The following is a 24,344-nucleotide window of genomic DNA, read 5'->3' on the forward strand; positions in this document are numbered from 1 at the left end:
GACGTTTTTTTATTTGTTATACACGGGGATATCATAATACAGCGTATAGTTATCAAGTAAGTTATACAAACTATACATACGAGTGACCTGTTTAGAAGCCCAGCCAATATCTGTTGCATATTGGTGAGTCGCTGTCGCAGACCACCGCATTTTGTAAATGGTATCTTGTTTGTATGTGGCGTTATTGATATAGCTGTTGCCAATGAATTTTGCCCCGCCAATAATGGCTGCCTCTGGTGTGAACCATTGCTGTTCATACGCATACTTTGCACCGAGGTAATTCGGGTTACTGTCATATGCACCAATGCCATACATGTTATACACGATTCTATCATTAAACTTCGTACCGTTCGCTAAAATGGAACTGCCGTTGCCTGTTTCAAGCAATGCATGTGAAATGAGATAGATTTCGTTAATATGATACGTTTTCGCTGCTGTGATAAAGGCTTGTCCTTTTCCGGCAAGAATGCCTTTCCCTGCTAAAATCTTCGTATTCACTTCAGTCGGGTTGAGATTTGCAGCTTCAGAGAGTTTGAGAAATTGAAAATAAGATTGAGTGCCCTCCGCGATATTCGCTGGGTCTACATATTTTAATACTTCTGCTGAACTCGCATTTCTCCAGCCGAGGCTGATCTTGATCCAGTTGCCTTCTTTTCCAAGCTGCTTCACTTTTGTTCCTTTGTTCAGCTGTGCGACGATGTTGCTAGCCGAACTTGAATCAGGTGTAGAACGTACATTTAGCCCGTCTGTATTCACTGTGGATGTCGCTGGGTCTACATATGTCGCATAGACATATGCTGCACCATCTGTCTGCGGCGATACCTTCATTTGTTTGTTTACCATCTCATTGACAGTGAGGTTATAATTCGTCTGCATCACCATTGGACCGTTTTTGATTTTTGTCGCTGTGGCTGTCCAGCCGTATTGGCTTTTCACAAAAGCAATGGCCGCATTCGCATTTGGTAACCCTGTAAACTGCTGTGTGATGTTGATTTTATATGCCGGTTTTGTCGTTGTTGTATAAGCAGCTGGTTCATTTCGTTTTTTGAAGAATGTCATGCCTTGATCTCTTAAGGCAGCAGTTGAAATAACCCCTGTTTTGATCTGATATTGACCATAATCAGTTGCTCCCGTTTTTTGAGCGGCTGCTTTCATTTTTTGTTTGGTTAAATAACTTAAGGCTTGATTCAGCTTTGTTTGATTCACAGTTGCCTCTGTCGTAATACGGTATTGCTTAACAGCTTCTGTTAATGTTTTTGTACTACTGGCAACTCCATTTTTTTTCATGATCTCTTGCGCCTGCTTTACTTTGCTTTGATCATATACAGGAGTTGTCATCAGGCTGTATGCTTTACTGACGGCTTGCCCCTTGCCTGTTGTGATGCTGCTTGTCACCTTTTGTGCTTTTAAGTATGCAGCACCTTTATTTACTTTTGTCTGATCCGTTGCTTGATTCACAACAAGTCGATACGTGCTGTCAGATGCTTTGCCTGTTTTTTTCGTTGTGGCGGATACTTTTTTCTTTTGGAAAAATGCCGTTGCTTTTTTCGCTTGATCATCGCCCAAAAGATTCCCAGTCACTACTTGATATGGCTGTGTAGAGGAGATCTTTTTAGATGTATAGCGCCATTTCTTTTTCTTGAAAAAGGCAACTGTTTTTGCGTAAGTTGTGTCATTTAATTGATTGAGCTTTACGATATAATTTTTCGTTTTTCCTACTCGCTGCACAGTACCTGACGCACCAGCTTGTTTTTTAATCTGAGACGCCGCTGAGGCTGCTTGCTTACTGTCTTTGAAATAGCCTGATTCCATGCTATATACATTTTTAACAGCTCCAGCCTTCTGAATCTTTCCGCTGATTTTCGCTTCTTTTTGCAGCTGGGTCAGAAGGGTTTGCGCTTTAGACTGATTCGTTTGTGCAGCAGATGTGACGATGTAATACGGTTTGCCTGTTGCTACCGTTTGGAGTACTGCTTTTAAACCAGATTCCTTTTGAAAACCTTGCAGGATGGTATTTGCCTTACTCTGTCCAACCATATTGCCTGAGATCAGCTGATACACGGTGCCGGCCTTGTTTTCAGTTTGGTATGTACTCGTGACTCCGGCCTGTTTTTGTAGTTCGGTTTGAATATTTTTGACTTTCGTTTCAGAATCAATGGCTCCTGAAATGACCTGATAAGATGGTCTGCTTTGATTGATAGCTTCATACGTGCTATTGAGTCCTGATGTTTTTGTCAGCTCGAGCGTCAGTTTTTTCGCCTGACTTTCATCGTTGATTGGATCAGATACGATTTTCTGTAAAGGAAGGCGGTCACCTACTGGAGACACCGTACCGCTCATGCCTAACTCTTTTTTTAATGCAGCGGCACTTGCATTAGCTGCTACTTGTGAGTCATATCCTGAGGCAGTCAGTTGATAAGTCGATGTATTTCCTGAAGTTTGATAAGTGGCTGTCCATTTCTTATCCTTTTTCAACGTGTCAACCGCTTTTTTCACTTCTGCTTCTGTTGTAAATACTTTTGAGGTGCTAATCGTATAAATAGATTGATCGACATAGGAGGCTGCTTGCACTTCTTTGCCTGTGTGTAATGTCATACCAAAGGCAGCTGCGAGTAACATAATCTTGATGGTTTTTTTCACGTTCCCTGTCCCTCTCTTAACTTTGCATAATAGTCTACTAATCTCTTTATCGACAAAAACAAGTCTCTTTCAAGTCCTTTATGCAATAGAAAAATAGAGGACCTCTCGAAGTCCTCTTTTTCTTTATATATGTGACACAATCAGTTCACAAGATCCTTCAATTGTGAAGTTCCCTGTTTCAGCAGGCAGGATAAAATGGGCTCCTTTTGGCAGCGGATATGTATGCCCATTATGCTCTAAGGACCCTTCCCCATTAATAACGCTGCACAGCAAAAACGGATAATCTTGCGATAGCTCTACTTTTTGATCAATTTCCCATTTATACACAGAGAAGTATTCTGCTTCTACAAATGTTCTAATGGTCACCCCTGGACGAGTTTCTACTGATTCATCTGCATAACCGTCTACATGAGGAACCGTTGTGACATCAATGGCCTGCGTGAAGTGAAGTTCACGTTCATGGCCATTTTGGTCTTTTCGTTCATAATCATACACCCGATAGGTCGTATCTGAACTTTGCTGCGTTTCAAGAACCAGTGTGCCTTCACATAGCGCATGAATGGTACCGCTTGGCACATAATAAAAATCACCCGGCTTAATTTTCACTCGCCGCAAAAGGCCTTCCCAATCTCCGCTGTTCATCATGGTCACAAGCTCAGTTCTCGTCCTTGCATTATGACCGTAGATCATTTCTGCGCCTTCTTTGCAGTCAATGATATACCAGCACTCTGTTTTTCCAAGCTCGCCATTTTCATGTCTTTCCGCATAATCATCATCTGGATGAACTTGAACGGATAAGTCTTGGTTTGCATCTAAAATTTTTGTTAAGAGCGGAAAGCGATCGCCTTCTATTCCCCCAAACAATTCTCTGTGATTGTCCCATAGTTCGATCAACGTTTTCCCTTTATATGGACCGTCTTGCACGACACTTGGTCCGTTTGGATGAGCAGAAATTGCCCAGCATTCTCCCGTTTGATCAGAAGGAATATCATAGCCAAATTGATCCCTTAAGGCTGTACCTCCCCATATTCTCTCCTTCAATTCAGGCAGTAAAAAAATTGGTGACTGCTTCATTCAGGATGACTCCTCCCTTTGCTACCCTTTGATAATCCTTGACTAGCATAATGAAAACTAGCAAGTCTCAACTTTTATTATGACGCTATCTAAAGAGAAGTCAATCCTTTCAGTACACCGAATGAAAACGATAACAAGAAAATCAATTTACCCTTTGACTGAGCCTGCAAGAAGCCCTTTCACAAAGTATTTTCCGAGTAGAATATAGACCAAAAGTGTCGGCAGCGCAGCCAAGATGGCCCCTGCCATTTGAACATTCCATTGCACAATTTGACTGCCTGATAAATTTTGCAACGCAACCATGACCGGCTGATTCTCTGCCGTGGTCATAGTAACCGCAAATAGAAACTCATTCCACACATTTGTGAACTGCCAAATGGCAACCACGACAAACCCTGTGATGGAAAGCGGCAGAATCATATGTCTGAAGATCCCGATAAATCCGGCCCCATCCATCTTCGCTGATTCAATCATTTCATCAGGAATGCTCACATAAAAATTGCGGAACATGAGTGTTGTGATTGGCAGGCCATATACGACATGGACAAGTACAAGTCCCGGAATGGAGTTATACAAGCCGATTTCACGTAAAAATTGAATAAGTGGAATGAGGATACTTTGGTATGGAATAAACATACCGAACAGCATGAAGGTAAACACCACTTCTGATCCTTTAAAGCGCCATTTAGACAGCACATAGCCATTCATCGCACCTAATACAGCTGACAATAAGGTAGCAGGAATGACTAGATAAAGAGAATTCATTAAATTAGGTGATAACTTTTCAAAAGCGATTTTGTAGCTTGAGAAATCAAGTGTAGATGGAAGCGACCACATTCGCTCAAGGGTCACTTCACCTAATGGCTTTAAGCTTGTGACGAGCATGACATAAACAGGCATGAGAAAAAACAAACTGCACAGTATTAATAACGCATAAAGAACTGGACGGACAAACCCTCTTGCGGTCATGATGAAGCCCCCTTCCGGCTAGACAGGAGATACGGCACGATAAAGACCGCAACAGAAATCAGCATAACGATCGCAATGGCGGCACCACCTGCATAATGGTTTCCTCTAAAGGTCATTTCAAACATATACACACCTGGCACATCGGTGACAAAGTTTGCACCTGGTCCTGTCATCGAGTAAATCAAATCGAAGATCTTTAAAGAAATATGTGCCATGATAATGACGACGCTCGCTGTGATTGGTTTTAACAGCGGGAAAATGATTTTCCAGTAGATTTGCCACTCGGTTGCGCCATCCATTCTAGCAGCCTCTCTCACTTCCTCTGGAATTCCTCTAAGACCAGCCAAATACATCGCAAGTGAAAATCCTGTCATCTGCCACACAGCAGCGATGACAACTGCAATCATTGCTGCCGGTACACCAAACTCAATTTTTCCCCAGACAAATCCAGCTAAAATGTTCGTATCCGTGTACCACTTGGGCTGGATGCCGAGTGTTTTTAAAAACAGATTTACCCCAGTTGATGGATTTAGGATCCATTGCCACACAACACCTGTGACAACAAAGGAAAGGGCCATCGGAAAGAAAAAGAGATTCCGAAAAAGTGATTCCCCCTTTATCTTCTGATCTAGTAAAATGGCCAGCACAAGCCCAGAAGCAATGACTGCTCCAATAAAGAATAATGTAAAAAAGACCGTGTTTCGAAGATCTGACTGAAAGCGAAAATCTTGAAACAGCATGACATAATTTTTCATACCTGCGAAAGAAAAATCAGGAACAAGCGAGGTCCAGTTCGATAATGAAACATATCCTGTCCAGCCAATAAATCCGTAAACAAAAATGAATAATAAAACAGCTGACGGTGCTAAAAATAGCAGGGCAAGCAGCTGGTCTCCATTCCATTTTTTCCGAACACGTTTCACTTTTGCTGCTGGTGTTTTTGTGGTCGGCGATGTGTCCATGCGCATGAAGCTACACTCCTTTTTTTAAAAAAGAGGCGGTGCCTAACGGCCGCCTCTTTCATCTTTATTTCATTGAATCTTTTAAAGAAGAAACGAACTGGCTGCTGTCTTTTTGTGTCACGAAAATATTGACGGCTTGGTTCGCCTTCGTGACAAAACCTTCTTCAGCAGCTGAGCCATGCGCAAGAGACGGTGCCAGCTTTGACTCTTTAAACGCCTTCATTGCCGATTTTCCGTATTCATCATATTTTGATACATCTGCATCCACACGAGCCGGAATTGACCCTTTCAGCGGATTAAACGCATCCTGTCCTTCCACAGATCCTAAGACAGATAAGAATTTTTTCACGTTTTCTGGTTGTTTGACACCCTTCGGCAGTCCGAATGTATCCGTGATGACCATAAAGCTGCCCTCCGTACCAGGAGTTGCCACGTATCCAAAGTCTTTATTCACCTTCAAATCTAGATCATTCACAAAATATCCTTTTGCCCAATCGCCCATGACATTCATTGCAGCTTCCCCTTTTGCCACGAGTTGTGAGGCATCCTGCCAGTTACGCGAGCTATGATCGTCGTTGACGTATTCGAGCATACGTCCAAAGATGTCTGCCGCTTCCTTCACTTTTGCATCATCCATTTTTAAGTCGCCCGCCCAAAGTTTTTGATAGTCATCTGCACCTAGTACTCCTAGAAGAACGCTCTCAAACAAATGAGTCGCTGCCCAAGGTTCTTTATCCCCAAGCGCAAGTGGTGTAATCCCTTTTTTCTTTAAGGCATCGGCTGTTTTGAAAAATTCATCAAACGTCGTTGGTGGCTGTAAGCCCTGTTCTTCAAATACTTTTTTGTTATACCAAAGCACATTGCCTCTATGAATATTCACTGGAACGGAATAGATTTTCCCGTCTTTGCTCACAAGGTCAATCAGTGATTCTGGAAATTTATCCTTCCAGCCTTCTTTTTCATATAGATCATCCAGTGGCTCCATTTTGCCTGCGGCTACCCAGCTCTCATTCAGCTCTGCTCCCCCGTGTACTTGGAAAGTAGCTGGCGGATCATCTCCTTGCATCCGGCTTGTTAGAACAGCCTTTGCATTCGTACCAGCGCCACCAGCGACAGCTGCATTTTCAATTGGAATGTCTTTATTTTTCTCTTCAAACAATTGAATGAGTGCCTTCAGCCCGTCTTCCTCACCTGCACCAGTCCACCAAGAGAAAATTTCTAGTTTCTCCGCTCCGCCCTCTTTTTTTGCATCTGAGTTCGTCGATGAACTGCAAGCAGAGACGACCAGCATACAGAGTGCCAATAAAGTAAAGCCTAATTTAAACTTCATCATGGATCCCCCATCCCTATTTTGTAAGCGTTATCAAAATAAGTATACTGGCAGATCCTTGCCTTTTTTCAGGCAAACTTCTTCACTTTTTTATGAAATTCTTCATTTTTTTACGACCTGTTTTCGATATTCCTTCGGTGAACAGCCAACCATTTTTTTAAACACACGACTGACGTAATTCGGATCAGTATATCCTGCTTGATAGGTGATTTCTTTTAAACTAAGCGAACTCTCTTTCAGTAGCTTCTTCATTTTATCCATCCTACAGGTCGTCACATATTCTTTAAACGTCAGACCTGTCTCATCCTTAAAGCGTTTGGTGAAATACGTCGGGCTTAAATCAACATAGGCGGCCGTTTGCTCCAGCGTGATATGTTCGCAAAAATGTGTTTGAATGTATCGTTTCGCCCGTTCTATATCATTCACCGTCTGGGTTCTTGCTTCATACAGATCAAATAAATGTTCACAGCATTGGCGGCATCCTGTTTCTGTAGTGATAGCTAGAATCGGCACATCTGCACGAAGTCGTGATTTGAGTAAAATGAGCAGCTCTTTCACATGAGAAATGGTTGCCCCTTCTAATTGGAAGGCATCATAGTAAGCAAGAGCATCATCTCTTCTCCCTTCTTCTAGTGCCAGCATCATGTCATCGGCAAGCTCAGGCAAGTTGATCAATACGTAAGGTTGTCTATCTGTATAGTAAAAGCCATAACGAACCGCACCGTCATCTTTTTTTCGCTGATAATAGGAAAGCTTCGCTTCTGCCGCACTTTTCTGAAGTTGAAGTGGATTTGAGACAGGATGACCCATGCCAACAATGACAGGGGAATGCCGTTCGCTTGTCATAGCAGCGCGAATGGCTTGCAGTACATTCGCCTTTAGATGACCAGGTGATTGACGGCTGTAAATCAAGCATGTAAACAGCTCACCGCTCACTTTGATAGGCACTGCTTGAAAAAGAGCAGACTCCTGCAAATGATTCAGGAGTTGATCCCCACCTGTCCGCTGAACAGCGATCACTAGACCTGCTTGAAAATCATGAAACAGCCGCTCAAACGCTGTGGAGGAATAAGATTGACCGTTTAACACATGAGCTTCCAGCCATTTTGACTGCTGATTGACTTTCTCCGCCTGCCGCAGGGAGACCTCCTGCTGAATTTCTGCCGCAACAGAACGAATCGCTGTAATGGTTTCGTCTTTATCAGCTGGTTTGACAAGGTATTGTTTGACCCCTTCCTGCATGGCTTGCTTGGCATAATCAAACGTATCGTAGGCTGTCAGCATAATAAATTTAGTATGAGGACAGCTTGCTTTGATCTGTTTGATCGCTGTGAGTCCATCCATGCCTGGCATTTGAATATCCATGAGCACAAGGTCAATTGGCTTAGACCGCGCCAATTCCACCGCCTTTTTTCCATTCGCAGCTTCCCCTGCAATATGACAGTCTGGCAGCCATTCGGTCATGAACTTACGCATCGCCATTCGTTCAATTTTTTCATCATCCACAATCAGCACGTTCAGCATGCTCGTTCCTCCTTGATTGGTATTGTCAATTGAATAGTGGTCCCTTCGTTTGGCTTTGAATCAATTTGAAGGGCATCCTGCACTCCGTAAAACAAACGCAGCCTCGACATCACATTTCGAAGTCCAATTCCTGTCGAGTGACCTTTACTACGTGTGTCTGAAAGATCTTCTTCCTCTTGCGATAGCAATCTCTTTTTCTCTTGATCACTGATGCCAAGTCCATTATCCCGAATCCGAATCATGACAAAGCCATCATCTCGATCAATAGAGAGCTCTACAAGCCCACCCTCCTCTTTTGGTTCTACCCCATGAATAAAGGCATTTTCGACAAGCGGCTGCAATGTAAGGCTCGGAATGTGAACAGATAGACACGACTCATCTATGGTCGTTTTGCATGTAATACGATCGGAAAATCTTGTTTCTTGTATATGAAAATATTCTTTTACCACTTTCACTTCTTGTTCTAACGTAACAGATGCGCTGAGAGGAGATAGCGAATACCGCATCAGCGTAGAAACGGATTGTATCAATCTCGATGTCGCATCAGCTGATTCTAAGTACGCCATACGTGAAACGATGTTTAATGTATTAAATAAAAAATGTGGATTCATTTGGTTTTGTAGTGTTTTCAGCTTCATGTCTTTAATTTTCTGATCTAAAGCGGCCTTTTGTTTCATCTCTTCAATCATGACCTTCATCTCTCGCCGCATTCGCTCAAAGGCATGATTTAACACAGAGATTTCGTCCTTTGATGACACATGCAAATTCGGACCATCAAAATTTCCTTCTGATACTTCTTTGGCACTTCGAGACAGATGAACGATCGGTCTTGAAATTCCACCCGCAATGATATAGGCCATCCATAAAGCGATGCCTATCGATAATGTAAACAGACATAGAGTAAAAAGCGCATACGTTTGATGTCTTTTTTGAAGGGATTGGTAGAGTACTTGATACTCAGATAATTCATCATCCAAAAGAGTCATTGTCTGTTCTTGGATATAAGAGGACACGGTTCTTACTTCCTTCACACCTGCAGCATATTCTTTGATTTTCCCTTTTTTGACATGATTCATTGTCGCATCACTTTCGTTTATGAGCGTCCGCATCATATATTGATATTTTTCAATGGAGGGGATGGCGGCATGAAGCCCTGCATCTTTGAGTAATGCTTGGTCATATGATGTCATTTTCTGTTTTGATTCAGCATAGCCCTTGGCAAACGCCTGATCCTTTTCGATGGCAAAGGCGTTGACCTTTTCATACATCGTTTTTGCCTCTGTCGAAATATCATTCAGCAGGAGAAAGGAACGAAAGCTCTTGCTATATTCTGATGTGATTTTTGAACTGCTCCAATACACAAAAAAAGCGGCCACATTGCCAAGGAGCACAAGAATTAAAAAAGCCAATAATAACTTACTTCGAATTCTCTTCATGGCTGAACCCCCTGTGGTCTTTCCGTTTGATGAAGGGGCAGGTCTCCTCGCCGAATCACACTCGTCCCTGTGTACTGCAGCGGTTCTTGTTTATCCCCTTGTTGCAAACGAACAAGAGATTCAACCGCTTGATAGCCCATTTCATAAGGGTGCTGTACAACCACTGCATCAATTTCCCCATCATCCAGAGCTTGAATCGTATCAGGCAGAGTATCAAATGCGAGCACATAAACATCTTTAGACGAATGATATTGCTCTGTTGCTTGAATAATGCCGACACCGTCTAATGCACTTGTTCCATAAAATGCGGTGAGCTGCGTATGATCATTTAACAATTTATACGCAGCACCGGAAGCACCTGATTTCGTAATCGCCGACTCTTCTATTCCAGCAATATGAATGCGTTTCTCACCAGAGACGGCATCTCGAAACCCCTTCACGCGAAGCTTCTGGTGAATCGCATCAAGCCGTCCCGTCACAATGCCCACATACTGTTCACCTTTTGTATCGGCGATGAGTGCCTGTCCGGCGATAAAGCCAGAATAATAGTTATCTGTTCCGACATACACTTGACGCTTGCTCCCCTCTGCATCGGTATCGACTGTGACGACATCTATACCTTTCTCTCTTGCTTTTTGAAAGAGCGGTTTGTATCTCTTTGCATCAAGCCCTTGTGTCATAATGCCGTCCACATGACCAGCAATCGCCATATCAATGGTTTTCAGGTGATCATCCAAATCAGCCTGCTTTGGACCTAGGTATTCAAGATACACCCGATGAACTTCCGCCGCATCAGCAGCTCCCTTTTGCACCAATTGCCAATATTCATTATCAAGTTCCTCCGGTACAAGAACAAAGTGATATCGATAAGTTGATACCGCCTCATCGGAAGCGCTTTCAATTTTAACTAAATCTTGACCTAATACAGATAAAAAAAGAACAGATATAACACAAAATGTGAGAAATGCGCCCATTCCGAACAACTTCGACCATTTCATTCACATTCCCCTCCTTCCATTGTTGCCTCATAAAAAAAGAGCTGCTTATAAAAGCATACTCTCTCGACCTCTATAATTCCTTTGTCATAAATAAACTGTTTGGATCTTCTTGGTATGAACCAAAAGGCGGACAATATTGAAATCCAAAGCTTTCATATAATTTTCTTGCCGGTTCAAAGAAAGCAATCGCACCTGTTTCAAGGCTGACTCTTTTATACCCCCGCCGCTTCGCCTCTTGGAGAAGGTGAGTCAACAGATGCTTCGCCACGCCTTTTCGCATATGGGCTGCTGCCGTCCTCATCGATTTGAGTTCACCATGTTCACTTGATAGCTCCTTGATGGCTCCGCAGCCAAGAAGCGCCTCTCCATCCCTTGCACTCCATACTGTGACGTCTTGTTTTTTCAGATCGTCTAACGGAAGGGCATGAATGCTTTCTGGCGGTGAATGTTTTTTCATCTCTTCTACATGAGCTTGAATCAATTGCTCAATTTGACCATCTTTTAGTTCATCTTGTTGAATGTACATATCGACCTCTCCTTTATGCTCATTTTACGTGAAAAGATGCGTCTTCTGAGCTTTTTTGTCAGATAAACGAACAAACAACCGGCAGTCATCCGCCGGTTGTTTATGTGAACTACAAGATTGTGGAAGAAAGAACAGCCTGTAATTCTTCTGCTGTACTGCTTTCAAGCTGGCTGCCGACACCTACTGCCACGGCTCCTGCTTCAAGCCACTTTGGCACATCGACTGGATGAATGCCTCCTGTTGGGATGAACTCAATCTCTGGAAACGGACCTTGCAAATTTTTCATATAGGACAAACCGAAGGAGCCGCTCGGAAAAAGCTTTAACACGCTGTATCCATTTGCTTTTGCCTGCATAATTTCACTCGGGGTCAAAACACCTGGCACGTAAAGTGTATCGTGAAAAGATAGGTGCTCTCCGATAATAGGAAGATATCCCGGGCTGACGATAAATTGAGAGCCGGCTTCAATGGCTGATTGTGCCTGCTCAAGTGTTGTAATCGTTCCGGCTCCGACAATCAAGTCGTGGTCATGCTGGTAAGATGCAATGATCCGCTCTGCTTTGGGCGTGGTATATGTCACTTCGATGGCCCGCACCCCTTTTTTCTTTAAACGACCAATCATCTCTATCCCCTCTGCTTCACTACCTGCTCTGACCACCGCAATGAGTTTACAAGCTGCGAGCTTCTCTTTAACGCTCATACTTGCTGACTTTCCCATACCTCTCATCTCCCTTCATATCGTGTCGCCTTTGATATCGTTTGGCTTCTTTTATAAATGCCTGAAGCTCTTCCCGAGTCGGCAGTCCCTCGTGATCTCCTGGGGACATGACTGCAAGTGCTCCAATGGCATTGCCTCTTGTCACCGATTTTTCATATGATAATCCGTCCAGCAGACCGCTCATCACTCCCACTGCAAATCCATCACCAGCTCCGACTGTATCCACGACATGAGACACATGAAAACCAGCCACTACACCTTGGCCGGATGCACTTTTGAAATAGGCTCCTTCTGCTCCCAGTTTAATGACCACAAGCTTGACACCTTTTTGTAAATAAACATCCGCAATCGCTTCCGGCTCATGACATCCTGTGAGTCTTTGACCTTCTGCAAGCCCTGGGAAAAACCAATCTACTTGAGCAGCCATCTGGTTCACCGTATGAATCATGTCTTCTTCCTCTTCCCATAGTTGAAGTCTAAGGTTCGGATCAAAGGAAATGGTTTTTCCTGCTTTCTTCATTTCTTTAAGGGCATGAAAAGAAAACGCTCTCATTTCACTAGACACAGCAGGCGGGATTCCGGTCATATGAAGATGTCCTGCCTGCTGAAAATAAGTGGACGGGAAGTCGCTTGGGTTCAATGTGCTCGCAGCAGAGCCTTTTCGGTAGTACGTCACATCAGGGTCTCCATCGATGACTTTTGATTTCAGCAATATCCCTGTTTTAGCCCCATCATTTGAACGAAGCACTGCCTTCGTATCGACCCCTTCTTTTTGAAGCTCTTCTAAAATAAATGTGCCAAGTGAGTCCGTCCCGACCTTGCTCATCCAGCCTACGCTAAAGCCTAATCTTGCCAAGCCGACCGCAACATTACTCTCTGCACCAGCAAGTGCTTTTTGAAACGTATGCACTTGGTGAAGCTCGCCAATTTCTTTTGCATAAAACATCGCCATTGATTCCCCAAATGTGATCACATCCAATGCTTTCACTGATTTCTCCCCTTTCTTGGTACCGGTTTCAAAACAGTTGAAAAAGAGAGAGCATGCACGTATGTATACTCTTCTCTGCCTGACGTTTATAAAGATTTTCTCACAATGATTTCTCCATCAAGTTGAATGGTCTGGGGTGCACTCTTATCCCCTTCAAGACGCGTCTTGATTTTTTGCATCGCCGCTCTCCCCATCTCATGAGATGGCTGCGCCACCGTAGTGATGCCTGGCCCGATCAGCTTATACCATTCTGTATCATCAAATCCGGCAATGCCTATCTCCTCAGGAATCTTCACCCCAAGATCGACGAGTTCACTGATGAGCTTCAGCATGAGTAATCCATTGCCTGCTAAAATCGCTTTTTTCTGATGGTTTGATTGTAAAAAACGACAAATCTCATCTCGCATTTGTTCCTTTTGCTTCAAATTGATTTCTGCAATCATGGGTGTCTTATGTTGACTCATGGCCGTCTGTTCATAGGCTTCTTTTCGTTCTTCACGAGGACTAATCCCATCGACCGGCTCAGTAAAGAAAGCGATATGCTCGTAGCCTTTTTGAATCATTTGATGAAGTAGACGAGCCGTGATGTCACGGTTATTCGTTGTGACGGTATCGACCTTGAGTTCAGGTAACTTACGGTCAACAAGAACAATCGGTACACCGTTTTGCTTAAAGTCTTGCAAAATGTCATTGTTTTGACCCGTCGTATTAATGATCAGCCCTTCAATATAATGCGCATTCAGCTTCAGAAGCATTTCTCGTTCTTTTTCTGGACGATTATCTGTGTTGCACACCATGATGCTGTATCCATATTCATCACAAATCTCTTCCACACCACGAAGTGTCGCAACAGAGAATGGATTCGTAATATCAGCCACAATAAAACCAATGACCTTGCTCTTTCTTACTTTCAATCCTTGGGCAAGCTGACTCGGACGATAATGGAGCTCCTCAATGGCTTTTTTAATCTTTTTTACCTTTTCAGGAGAAATTTCATTTGTTCTGCCATTGATGTATCTGGATACCGTTGATTTTGAGACACCTGCATATGCTGCAACTTCGTTAATGGTGACTTTCGTTTGCTTTTTCTCTTTCATACAAAAAACTCCCAAGATCGATCTTCTCATTTGTTTCGAAACCGATTTCAAATAAACTTAAAAAAATCATACCACAAGTTGAGCTGTATCAGAAGATTTTTTTCATGAACATGAAGAAAAAAAGCTTTTATACAATTAAAGAAAGCGATTTCAAATTAACGGTTGACGCCGCCCTCTTTTTCCTCTAGAATTTTCCTTGAAACCGATACCAAATAAAACAATCATATGTTTCAGATGGAAAGGGAGGCTTATCTCAAATGGAAAATCGTTATGCTGTACATCCTGAGCAGGTCAAGCGTTTTACAACAGAGGAACTTCGTCGTCATTTTCATATTCCGACACTTTTTGTCAGTGGTGAATTGAAGCTGTATTATTCGCATGAGGACCGTGTGGTGATTGGCGGTGTTATGCCGACATCAGAACCGATCAAGCTAGATGCCGGCGACTTTTTACGTACAGAATATTTCCTTGAAAGACGGGAAATTGGCATTGTGAATGTCGGCGGCCAAGGTACGGTTACAGTCGATGGTGAGTCATTTGTGCTGGAGCATAAAGATTTCTTATATATTGGACTTGGACACGAACATGTACAGTTTGCTAGTTCATCAGGTGAGCAGGCCAAATTTTATCTTGTGTCAGCCACAGCTCATAGAGCGTATCCGACACAAAAGGCTGCGATTGCTGAATTAACACCGAATCATTTAGGGGAAGCATCCGCCTCGAACGTACGGAATCTGTATCAGGTCATTCATGCAGACGGCATCCAAAGCTGCCAGCTTATGATGGGCATCACTCAGCTTGAAACCAATAACACATGGAACACGATGCCTGCTCATATACATGACCGGCGGATGGAAGTGTACTTATATCTTGATATAGAGGAAGACGCACGTGTCTTTCATTTTATGGGGGAGCCATCTGAAACGAGACATCTCGTTGTGGCAAATGAAGAAGCCGTCATCTCACCTGCCTGGTCCATTCATTCAGGCTCAGGTACCGCAAATTATTCATTTATTTGGGCAATGGCGGGAGAAAACTATACGTTTAAAGATATGGACTTTGTCCCGATGGACCAGCTGAGGTAATGAGATGACGACGACATCATATGTAGCGTCCCTCTTTTCCCTCGAAGGCAAAACAGCTCTTGTCACAGGTCCTGGAACTGGTATTGGGCAAGGGATTGCCGTAGCGCTTGCCCGTTCAGGTGCAGATATCATCGGCACCTACCACCATACGCCGCTTGATGAAACAAAAGAACTTGTCGAACAGACCGGCAGATCATTTCATGCGATTCAAGTAGACTTTTCAGACCCTAAGTCCGCAAAGCGGGATGTTGATGCCCTTTTAAAGCAGCATTCAATTGATATTTTAATCAATAATGCTGGGACCATTAAAAGAGAAGAGGCCGCTCAATATTCAGAGGAAAACTGGCATACTGTGATGGATGTGAATATCAACAGTCTCTTTTTCCTCACGCAAAAGGTCGGACAGCAGATGCTGAAAAAAGGGCAAGGGAAAATTGTCAATATCGCTTCCCTTCTATCATTTCAAGGTGGTGTCTTTGTTCCCGCTTATACAGCAAGTAAGCATGCTGTCGCAGGTTTGACGAAAGCTTTTGCAAATGAATGGGCAAGTCAGCATATTCAGGTCAATGCGATCGCGCCTGGTTATATTGCAACCAATAACACGCAAGCCATTCGTGACGATGCGAACCGGAATGAAGAGATTCTGAAACGAATCCCCGCTGGACGCTGGGGACGGCCTGAAGATCTAGCAGGTGCCGCCGTCTTTCTCAGCTCCCCTGCCTCTGATTATATGAACGGTCATATTTTAGCCGTAGATGGCGGCTGGCTGGCGAGATAAACATGTGAAGAGAATTCCTATTTTAGGGGATTCTCTTTTTTCTATTTGCATAATTCTTCTCCTTTCGAGTCACTCTATAAAAAAAGACATGAGGGTGAGGTATTATGAAAAGTCGTATTGAACAAGATATAGAGTCCGTCATTCAGCGTGTCAAAAGCTTTGCCGGCAAAAGTGATGATATCGTGTTCCACTCTTTTTCATTTGGTCCTTCCGCTGTCTCTGCATGTCTCGTGTACGTTGAAGGACTCACAGAATTTGAGATGCTTTCCAAACAAATCATTTCACCTATGCAAAAGGAACTGACCATTACCGAGGTCGACCACACCACACTTTCTTCCCTTTCTAAAACGTTCTTTGGCATTCAAAATGATGTGCTGGAAGATATGAACCTTGCCATCGAGCAGTTATACAGCGGCAGGGCTATTTTATTTGTGGATAGGGCCACTCAAGCGCTTGCGCTCCATACGAATCTTTTTCAATTTAGAGAAGTAGAGGAGCCGCAATCAGAAGTCCTTGTAAGAGGACCCCGGATTGGATTTATTGAAAATCTTGAAAAAAACACGGCATTGCTTCGTGAAAGAGCAAACGATCCGAATCTTGTCATTCAAAAGGTGAACATAGGTACTCGTAACAAGAAATCTGCTGCTCTTGTGTATGTTCGTGATATCGCAGACCCCAAACTAGTAGATGATGTATTCTCTCGTATGAAGCAAATCAAAATGGATGATATTCCTGAGAGCGGCTACATAGAACAGCTGATTGAAGACAGTCATATCTCTATTTTCCCGCAGATTCAAAATACAGAACGTCCTGATCGGGTGATTGCCTCTGTGCTCGAAGGAAAGGTGTCTATTTTGCTCGATGGGACGCCATTTGCCCTCATTATGCCGATGACACTCACTGCCTTGATGCAATCACCGGAGGATTATTATCAAAGATGGACAAGTGCGACTCTTTTGCGTTTGCTCCGTTATATTGCCGTGCTTTTGACGATCTTTTTACCGGGACTCTATATCGCCCTTGTTTCCTATCATCCTGGTTTATTACCAACACGAATGGCACTGACCATCGCAGGCAGCCGGCAAAATGTGCCCTTTCCTCCTGTAGTGGAAGCCATTTTGATGTCGTTTACGATTGAACTGCTGCGGGAAGCTGGACTTCGTCTTCCTAGGGCGATCGGGCAGACGATTGGACTGATTGGCGGCGTCATTATTGGACAGGCGGCTGTCCAAGCCAATATCGTCAGTGCCTTAATGGTCATTATTGTGTCTCTGACGGCACTAGCCGATTTCACTGCTCCATCATATGATTTCAGCTTCCCCTTACGCATTCTGCGGTTTATGGCGATCTTCAGTTCAGCCATGTTTGGATTATACGGCCTCATCATGTGTTATTTATTTGTACTTTGTCACTTGATGCAGCTGAAGACCTTTGGTTTTGACTATTTCACACCTGTTTTGTCTTCACCGTTTTCAGATTTAAAAGATACGTACGTTCGTTTACCAATAGGGCTATTTAAATCAAGACCGAAAACAGCCAAGACAAAAAATCTCAAAAGACAAGGAGAGTAAACGATGTACAGAGCTGAGAAGCTATCATTGTTACAAGTCACCATTCTGTGCAGTTCTACAATGATAGGCGCTGGAATTTTAACCATTCCTCGCAGTTCTGCCAATTCAGGATTCCCTGATGGCTGGATCATTGTATTAATACAGGGAGTCATCTTTGCTTTCGTTGCTTTTTTGCTAGGTTGGATTGCGGAGAAGAATGCACCGGATACCATTTTTGAATCGAATACAAAAGGAGCCGGTGCCTTCTTTGGTACGATCTTTAACCTAATGCTGATCGGTTATTTACTAGCCATTGTTGGCTTTGAGGCGCGTGTACTGGGGGAAGTGGTTCAATTTTTCCTGTTGCAATCGACCCCGATGACAGTGATTGTGATGATTTTTTTACTGGTGGCGATCTATCATTTAAAAAGCGGCATTTTTCCGGTAGTGAAAATGGTGACATATATTTATCCGATGACCATGATCATTTACATTGGGCTCATGCTGTTTAGTTTGAAAATATTTGATTTTGATTACTTACGCCCGGTAATGGCTCACGGGTTTAAAGATTTTAGTAATTTGTTCTCTCAAACATTTATTCAATTTACAGGCTTTGAAGTCATTTTGTTTGTCGTACCGCTTATCTATAAAGACAAATGGTCAAAAGCGAAATGGGCCGCAGCGATCGGTGTAGGGATCACCACACTTATTTACTCCCTCACGCTCTTTATTGTGATTGGTTCCATGACGGTTGGAGAAACGAAATCACTCACCTGGCCCACTGTCTCACTCATTCAAGCGCTAGAACTAGAAGGGGTCTTCATTGAACGCTTTGATATTTTCTTACTGACGATCTGGACGTGCCAGCAGTTTATTTGTATGCTTGGCTTTTTCCAATTTGCGATTAAAGGATGTCAAACGGTGTTTAAGACAACCAATTTAACGAGACTGCTATGGTTGCTGTTTTTGCTGACCTCAGCTCTCTCTCTTTTTCCGAGAAATATCAATGAAGTCTTTTACTACTCGACTTTACTCGGCTATGCATTATTCGCTGTTTTGGCGATTCCTTTTATAACAGCTATTCTGCTCATGATACGTAAAAAATGGGGAGGTCGATCTGCATGAAAGGGAGGCGTTTATTGCTCATCTTTCTGTCTTGCTGTCTTTTGCTTTTATCGACAGGTTGCTGGGACTTAAAAGATATTGAGAAATTATCGTTTGTGCGCGGTGTTGGCATTGACGAGGAAGATGATAACGGAGTCAAACTCACCTATCAAAACCTTGTCCCTAAAATGGGCGGAACACAAGAAGCAGATTCCCCTGGCTATGTGAATGTCGTCTCAAAGGGGAAAAATGTACTGGAAGCAGTCAGCAATGTCGCTTTGAAGGACCCGCCGATTTACAGTGATCACCTTAAAATCTTTTTGTTTGGCAAAGATCAAGCTGAACATCATGATATTCAAGGGACACTCAACCACTTTATACGAGATGATGAGGTTCGAAGAAGCAGCTACCTCTTAGTGTCACGCCATGAGGCTTCAAAAGTCATCAATCAAAAATTAAAATCACAACAGAGGGTTCCAGTCGAGCATATTTTTGAAACATCAAAAAACCGGAGCTTTAACGGGAAGATTTTACTGCCAACACGTATTGGCCGAGCGTCGGATTACTTTCAGATGGGTACAAGCTTTCTTGTCCAAAGTGTGGATGTCGTAAACGGAGAACTCACCTATGATGGTGCAGGCATTATCCATGGGAAAACGCGAAAACTGATAGGATTCATACCAGCAAAGGATGTCCAATCTTTAAACTGGGTCATGAATCGCATCTCAGGCGGAGTCGTACCCGCCACCTACAAAGGCTTTCCGATTACGTATGAAATCAAGAAAGCAAAGTCCAAGATTGAACCCTATCTGAAGAACGGAAAGATTTCCTTTAAAATTAGTGTACAAACAAACGGGAAACTATCAGAAGATCAATATCCCCCTGAAAACTCATACGATGAGCAATACATCAAACGATTTGAGCGCATTTTTGAACGCAAAATCAAAGAGCGCATTCAAAAAGCTGTCCACCACATGCAAAAAGAAGTTGGTGTTGACCCGATCCTTTTAAATCGGCAGGTGCGCATCAAGTATCCAGACTTTTGGGATCAGCACCGCAACGAATGGGATACACTATTTCAAGAAGTAGACATTGCATATGACGTAAAAGTCAGCATTTTGAATTTTGGTGCAGAAGGCGCAACGAAAAGCTTTAAATGGTAGCACAAAAGGCGGATGACCGCCTTAGATGGTTGACAAAGGGCTAAAATGAACTTTGCTTTAGCCCTTTTTCTTCTTTTCAGCGTGATAGAAAACCTTTGCAGTCTAGGAAGGACGAGTACCGGAGCAGAGCGAATGAAGGATTCGCGAGCACTGGCGCAGAGGACTGACAAAGAATGCGAGGGTTTGCCTACACGCTGAGGCGGATTACCCGGAGGGGGAACCGCCTTTTTTACGTGCAACGATCAAAAGCTGATAGAGCGTCACTTGATCAGATAATGCTTTTGTTTGAAAGCCAAGTGACTCTCCTACTCTCGCCACTTCGTCAAAAAACAATTGAACGTTTTGATCAATTGGCACATTGATGGGCTGTTCAATCACGCGATGAAACAAATGGTCTGGAAAGAGCGCCCGCATTGTATTTGGTGTGAAAAATCTCATATGTGTTCGATCTAAAATCCCCACATCTTGATACGTAAAATCGCCTGCCATTAAAGGCAGCAGTACTTCCGCATGCATCATATTAGGTAAGCAGCAAATAATCACGCCACCTGGTTTTAAAGACGCATGCGCTTGAGCAATCATCTTCCATGGATCTGCCACATGCTCTAACACATCAGAAAAGATCACAGCATCAAAAAAAGCTTCTTTCTCTGACCAAGGATACGCCTCCGCTTTTGTCTCAATTACTTCTTTGTAATACGCCTTTGCCATCTCTGCTTTTAATGCATCCGCCTCTACTCCGTACATGTCAACGGACTGCCGGTTGATCAGTTCAAGCCCTGTCGCCCCAGCACCGCAGCCAACATCCAGCACACATCCGGCATCCTCAGGGAGCAGTGCTGCAAAATATGGATGGGGCGTTATCAGATTTAAATCAATGCCCCATTTATCTAAAAAACGAAGCCTGTTCTCCGCAAACAACGTAGAGATGTTCGTTTCTTCATTGGCATTGAAGGTAGCATGACCATGATGATGCACAAAAGAATCATGGACGATTTGAAGCTGGTACCCCTTCAGCAATGAGCGCAGACAAAGGTCATCATCCTCAAATGATCCATATACAAACCGCTCATCAAATAACCCTACATCCTCGATCAGCTCTCTTTTGACCAGCAAACAAAAACCAACAAGTCTGTGCACATATGTTCTTTGACCTTTTCTCGAAGCCGTATATGCCTTTGCAAAGGCAGGAAGCTCCTTCACATCTGTGTAAGATGGCTGAACGAGCTGAGGACCACTTACATAATTGGAGACAGGGCCTACCATGCCAATACGATCTGATGCAAAAAGGGCTTCTCTTAAAGGCAAAAGCCAGTTTTCGGTCACAATCGTGTCGTTATTTAAAAAAAGAAGACTATCTCCTGTTGCTTTTTTCGCCCCTTGGTTACAGCCCTTGGCAAAACCTTGATTCTTCTCGTTGTCGATCAACACGACATCTTCCAGTTGTCTCACATATTCCTTTGTTCCGTCTGATGAAGCATTATCCACGATAATGAGTTCATATTCATCACGCCGAGTATGCTTCTTGATACTGTCGATACATTTTTTCGTTAGGTGCAGTTCATTGTACGTCAGCATCACAATGCTCGTTTTTCCTTTCATCTCATTTCCACCTTTCGCCCGCCTGTTCCATATGTATGTCATAGGCAGCACGTTCAGAAGATGAGTGATTGTCCTTTCTTGATTAAACGTTTGTTTAACAAAGGAAGACCAGCGGCCTCATGCAGCTGGTCTTTTTTCATACCGTTTCCCCTTCGTCATTCACGACGGCACGGTTTCTCTTTTTTAAATCTTCTTCAATCTCTTCAAGACTTTTCCCTTTCGTTTCTGTGACTAAATATTTCACAAATAAGAAGGCACCTATGCCGATGGCTGCATAAATAAGGAAAAGGTTACTGATGCCAATTGCACTTAACAAGGCTGGGAATGTGAGCGAGATGATCAAATTCCCTGTATGCAGTAGGAAGGTCGATACCCCCGTACCGATTCCCCGGACATGTACTGGGAACAGCTCCGGCAGCATCACCCATACGACCGGGCCCCAGCTGACAGCAAAAATGACGATGAAAAGTCCTAAACATATAATCGTCGTCCACCCTGCAGCTGTTGATCCCTCGAAAAAACGATTGACCACTGCTAGAACTATCAAACTAAGAACCATCCCTACATTTCCAAATAGGAGTAACGCTTTCCGCCCGACACGATCAATGATTTTAATCGCAACAAACGTCATGACAACATTGACTGCACCAATTCCTACAGTTCCTAAAATGGCTGCTGAATCGCCAAAGCCGACACTTGTGAATGTTTTTGGTGCATAATAAATGATCGTATTTGTCCCAATAAACTGCTGTAAAAAGGCTAAACCGACACCAGCAATTAAAGCCGGGCGCACCCATGGTTCGAGTAATTCCTTAAGACCGCCCTTTTCTTCACTTTCTGCTTTTTGAATATCCGCAATCTCGTCTTCAACTTCTTGCTTACTTTGTCTAAGTTTTGACAATATTTCTTTCGCCCGGTCCGCCTGTCCTTGGACAAACAGCCAGCGAGGACTTTCTGGCATAAACAAAATACCACATAACAAGAGCACAGAAGGAACAACGGCAATTCCAAGCATCAGACGCCATGCCTCTGCATCTGCTAAAACGTAGTTCACAATATAGGCAAGAAGAATACCAAATGTGATCATGAGTTGGTTTAATGAGGAAAGTGCCCCTCTTGATTCCTTTGGCGCAAGTTCAGATAAATACAATGGAACAATCGTCGTCGAGCATCCGACAGCAAGTCCTAGCACGATTCGGAATAAAACCATAACCTCCGTATTCGGCGCAAGGGCTGTTCCAAATCCACCGAAAATAAATAAAATGGCTGCGGCGATTATCGCTTTTTTCCGTCCGAATTGATCTGTCAGTTTTCCAGAAAGAGAAGACCCGAGCATCGCCCCGATTAAAATCGAGCTGACCACAAGTCCCTCTGTAAATGCATTTAAACCCAAATCCTCTTTCATAAATAAGATAGCGCCAGAAATGACACCTGTATCGTAACCATATAAGGCGCCGCCAAGTGCGCCGAAGAAATAAAGCCACCCATTCCGATTTTTCATGATCATAACCCCTCTTTTATCTATGTAATGACTAGATGTTTCTCTATGAAAAATCATTTTCCTCACTTCCTGTCATTTCAAACATTTCGATGTTTTATGACAAATATATTTCATTTGCGTATCATTGAAACTTTTTTAGATAAGGAAACGTCAATTAAGCGTTAGTGAAAAAAATGTCGCACTATATCCCGTTTTAAGGTATATTTGTTTTAGTTTGTAAGCAGGAAGAAGGACATCTTTACTATAAAATCATAGCGAGGGTTTAAATATATGGATCAAACAAGAAGTAAACGCAAAGGCAAAAAGCGTTTAAAACCATGGGTGAAAGTCACTCTTTTTATTTTTGGTATTCTTTTACTGACAACCGCTTCTGTCACCGGCTATGCCTACTATAAAGTGACATCGGCTGCGAAAAAAGCACAAGTCTCTCTAGACCGCGGTGCACAATCTGTCAAACGGATTGAAGCATTTGATCCTGGGAAAGACAGCTTTTCTGTCTTGCTGCTTGGCATTGACAGCAGACCAGGCGAAACCGTCAAACAAGCACGAAGCGATGCAATGGTATTAGCGACAGTAAATCGTACGAATAAAACCGTGAAATTATTAAGTATTCCAAGGGACTCATATGTTAATATTCCAGGTCATGGTTATGACAAAATCACACATGCACACGCATTTGGTGATGCAGACCTCACGGTGAGTACAGTTGAGAATTTACTAGATATCCCTGTCGACTTTGTAATTGAAAGTAATTTCAAAGCGTTTAAGGAAATTGTGAACGAATTAAACGGTGTTTCCGTTAACATTAAAGATGAATATGTTGTGAAACAGATTCTTAAAGATACAAAGGGCAAAGTTCAGCTGCAAACGGGTACTCACACACTAGATGGTAATCAAGCTCTCGCTTATGTGAGAACAAGAAAAGCAGACAGTGATCTCATGCGCGGACAGCGTCAAATGGAAGTTTTAAAAGCCATTTTCGATAAATCAAAATCAGTAACGTCCATTCCGTCTTATGACAATATCATAGATACTCTAGGTGATAACGTCTCAACTAACCTGTCAATGAAAGAACTAGTCGGTCTTTTCCCACTACTCACTTCATTGAAATCTGTTGATACGATTCAACTAAAAGGATCTGATTACCAGCCAAATGGCGTTTATTATTACCAATTGGATCAAAACCAACTGAACGAAGTCAAAACGGAATTGAAGAAACAGCTTGAATTATCATAAAAACAGAAAGCGTCCTTTTGGGCGCTTTTTATGTGTTGAAAAAGGTGTTTGCCCTTTTTCTTA

The 24,344-nt window shown here is 43.0% G+C and carries 20 protein-coding genes; 6 read left to right on the forward strand and 14 right to left on the reverse strand.

The window, feature by feature from the left end; genetic code table 11:
• Positions 1 to 9: 9 nt before the first annotated feature.
• The 12 genes from BA79_RS08415 to BA79_RS08470 all read right to left on the reverse strand — a co-directional run bounded on the left by BA79_RS08415 (position 10) and on the right by BA79_RS08470 (position 14,262).
• Entirely contained in the window at positions 10 to 2,640 is a 2,631-nt protein-coding gene (locus BA79_RS08415) for an N-acetylglucosaminidase (RefSeq protein ID WP_035702230.1), read from the reverse strand.
• Between the two features lie 123 nt (positions 2,641 to 2,763).
• Positions 2,764 to 3,714, reverse strand: a complete 951-nt coding sequence (gene manA, locus BA79_RS08420; protein ID WP_007499909.1) for a mannose-6-phosphate isomerase, class I — start codon at positions 3,712 to 3,714, stop codon at positions 2,764 to 2,766.
• 147 nt (positions 3,715 to 3,861) lie between these two features.
• Complete coding sequence (locus BA79_RS08425; RefSeq protein ID WP_008343219.1) at positions 3,862 to 4,683, reverse strand: carbohydrate ABC transporter permease; 822 nt, start codon at positions 4,681 to 4,683, stop codon at positions 3,862 to 3,864.
• A complete protein-coding gene (locus BA79_RS08430; protein ID WP_017359986.1) occupies positions 4,680 to 5,651 on the reverse strand; it encodes a carbohydrate ABC transporter permease in 972 nt (323 codons plus the stop codon). Before BA79_RS08430 ends, BA79_RS08425 begins: the two co-directional genes overlap by 4 nt.
• 58 nt (positions 5,652 to 5,709) lie before the next feature.
• Entirely contained in the window at positions 5,710 to 6,978 is a 1,269-nt protein-coding gene (locus tag BA79_RS08435; protein ID WP_035702233.1) for an ABC transporter substrate-binding protein, read from the reverse strand.
• 99 nt (positions 6,979 to 7,077) lie between these two features.
• Complete coding sequence (locus tag BA79_RS08440) at positions 7,078 to 8,499, reverse strand: response regulator transcription factor (protein WP_035702234.1); 1,422 nt, start codon at positions 8,497 to 8,499, stop codon at positions 7,078 to 7,080.
• Positions 8,493 to 9,935, reverse strand: coding sequence for a sensor histidine kinase (locus tag BA79_RS08445; protein WP_035389711.1), 1,443 nt, complete (start codon positions 9,933 to 9,935; stop codon positions 8,493 to 8,495). Before BA79_RS08445 ends, BA79_RS08440 begins: the two co-directional genes overlap by 7 nt.
• On the reverse strand, positions 9,932 to 10,933 hold the full coding sequence (locus tag BA79_RS08450) for a sugar-binding protein (protein ID WP_035702237.1): 1,002 nt from the start codon (positions 10,931 to 10,933) through the stop codon (positions 9,932 to 9,934). Before BA79_RS08450 ends, BA79_RS08445 begins: the two co-directional genes overlap by 4 nt.
• Before the next feature lie 70 nt (positions 10,934 to 11,003).
• The gene (locus tag BA79_RS08455; protein ID WP_008343228.1) at positions 11,004 to 11,459 is read right to left on the reverse strand and encodes a GNAT family N-acetyltransferase; all 456 of its coding nucleotides are present in this window, start codon (positions 11,457 to 11,459) and stop codon (positions 11,004 to 11,006) included.
• A gap of 109 nt (positions 11,460 to 11,568) precedes the next feature.
• Positions 11,569 to 12,177, reverse strand: coding sequence for a bifunctional 4-hydroxy-2-oxoglutarate aldolase/2-dehydro-3-deoxy-phosphogluconate aldolase (locus BA79_RS08460; RefSeq protein WP_008343230.1), 609 nt, complete (start codon positions 12,175 to 12,177; stop codon positions 11,569 to 11,571).
• Positions 12,149 to 13,165 carry a sugar kinase gene (locus BA79_RS08465; RefSeq protein ID WP_035702240.1) on the reverse strand — a complete coding sequence of 339 codons (1,017 nt, stop codon included), beginning with the start codon at positions 13,163 to 13,165 and terminating at the stop codon, positions 12,149 to 12,151. Before BA79_RS08465 ends, BA79_RS08460 begins: the two co-directional genes overlap by 29 nt.
• Before the next feature lie 86 nt (positions 13,166 to 13,251).
• On the reverse strand, positions 13,252 to 14,262 hold the full coding sequence (locus BA79_RS08470; protein ID WP_025208097.1) for a LacI family DNA-binding transcriptional regulator: 1,011 nt from the start codon (positions 14,260 to 14,262) through the stop codon (positions 13,252 to 13,254).
• Between the two features lie 257 nt (positions 14,263 to 14,519).
• Here BA79_RS08470 and kduI point away from each other — a divergent pair, with 257 nt between their 5' ends.
• The 5 genes from kduI (at position 14,520) to BA79_RS08495 (ending at position 19,942) form a co-directional block, all read left to right on the forward strand.
• On the forward strand, positions 14,520 to 15,347 hold the full coding sequence (gene kduI / locus BA79_RS08475; RefSeq protein WP_017368169.1) for a 5-dehydro-4-deoxy-D-glucuronate isomerase: 828 nt from the start codon (positions 14,520 to 14,522) through the stop codon (positions 15,345 to 15,347).
• 4 nt (positions 15,348 to 15,351) lie between these two features.
• Positions 15,352 to 16,125 (forward strand): 2-dehydro-3-deoxy-D-gluconate 5-dehydrogenase KduD, encoded by a 774-nt coding sequence (gene kduD / locus BA79_RS08480; protein WP_007499885.1) that lies wholly within the window; start codon positions 15,352 to 15,354, stop codon positions 16,123 to 16,125.
• 104 nt (positions 16,126 to 16,229) lie between these two features.
• The gene (locus BA79_RS08485; protein WP_035702242.1) at positions 16,230 to 17,696 is read left to right on the forward strand and encodes a spore germination protein; all 1,467 of its coding nucleotides are present in this window, start codon (positions 16,230 to 16,232) and stop codon (positions 17,694 to 17,696) included.
• A 3-nt stretch (positions 17,697 to 17,699) separates the two neighbouring features.
• Positions 17,700 to 18,800: a GerAB/ArcD/ProY family transporter gene (locus tag BA79_RS08490; RefSeq protein WP_007499883.1), complete on the forward strand. Its 1,101-nt coding sequence runs from the start codon at positions 17,700 to 17,702 to the stop codon at positions 18,798 to 18,800.
• Positions 18,797 to 19,942, forward strand: coding sequence for a Ger(x)C family spore germination protein (locus tag BA79_RS08495; protein WP_035702245.1), 1,146 nt, complete (start codon positions 18,797 to 18,799; stop codon positions 19,940 to 19,942). Before BA79_RS08490 ends, BA79_RS08495 begins: the two co-directional genes overlap by 4 nt.
• A gap of 204 nt (positions 19,943 to 20,146) precedes the next feature.
• On the opposite strand, the gene BA79_RS08500 is transcribed toward BA79_RS08495, so the two are convergent.
• Together BA79_RS08500 and BA79_RS08505 are read right to left on the reverse strand one after the other, a co-directional pair.
• Positions 20,147 to 21,544 (reverse strand): bifunctional glycosyltransferase family 2 protein/class I SAM-dependent methyltransferase, encoded by a 1,398-nt coding sequence (locus BA79_RS08500; protein ID WP_035702248.1) that lies wholly within the window; start codon positions 21,542 to 21,544, stop codon positions 20,147 to 20,149.
• Positions 21,545 to 21,680: 136 nt separating this feature from the next.
• Positions 21,681 to 23,045 (reverse strand): sugar porter family MFS transporter, encoded by a 1,365-nt coding sequence (locus tag BA79_RS08505; protein ID WP_136944595.1) that lies wholly within the window; start codon positions 23,043 to 23,045, stop codon positions 21,681 to 21,683.
• 270 nt (positions 23,046 to 23,315) lie between these two features.
• On the opposite strand from BA79_RS08505, the gene BA79_RS08510 reads away from it, so the two are divergent.
• The gene (locus BA79_RS08510) at positions 23,316 to 24,281 is read left to right on the forward strand and encodes an LCP family protein (protein ID WP_017360001.1); all 966 of its coding nucleotides are present in this window, start codon (positions 23,316 to 23,318) and stop codon (positions 24,279 to 24,281) included.
• Positions 24,282 to 24,344: the final 63 nt, after the last annotated feature.

Origin of the sequence: Bacillus altitudinis 41KF2b (assembly GCF_000691145.1) — a bacterium.
Classification (GTDB): domain Bacteria; phylum Bacillota; class Bacilli; order Bacillales; family Bacillaceae; genus Bacillus; species Bacillus altitudinis.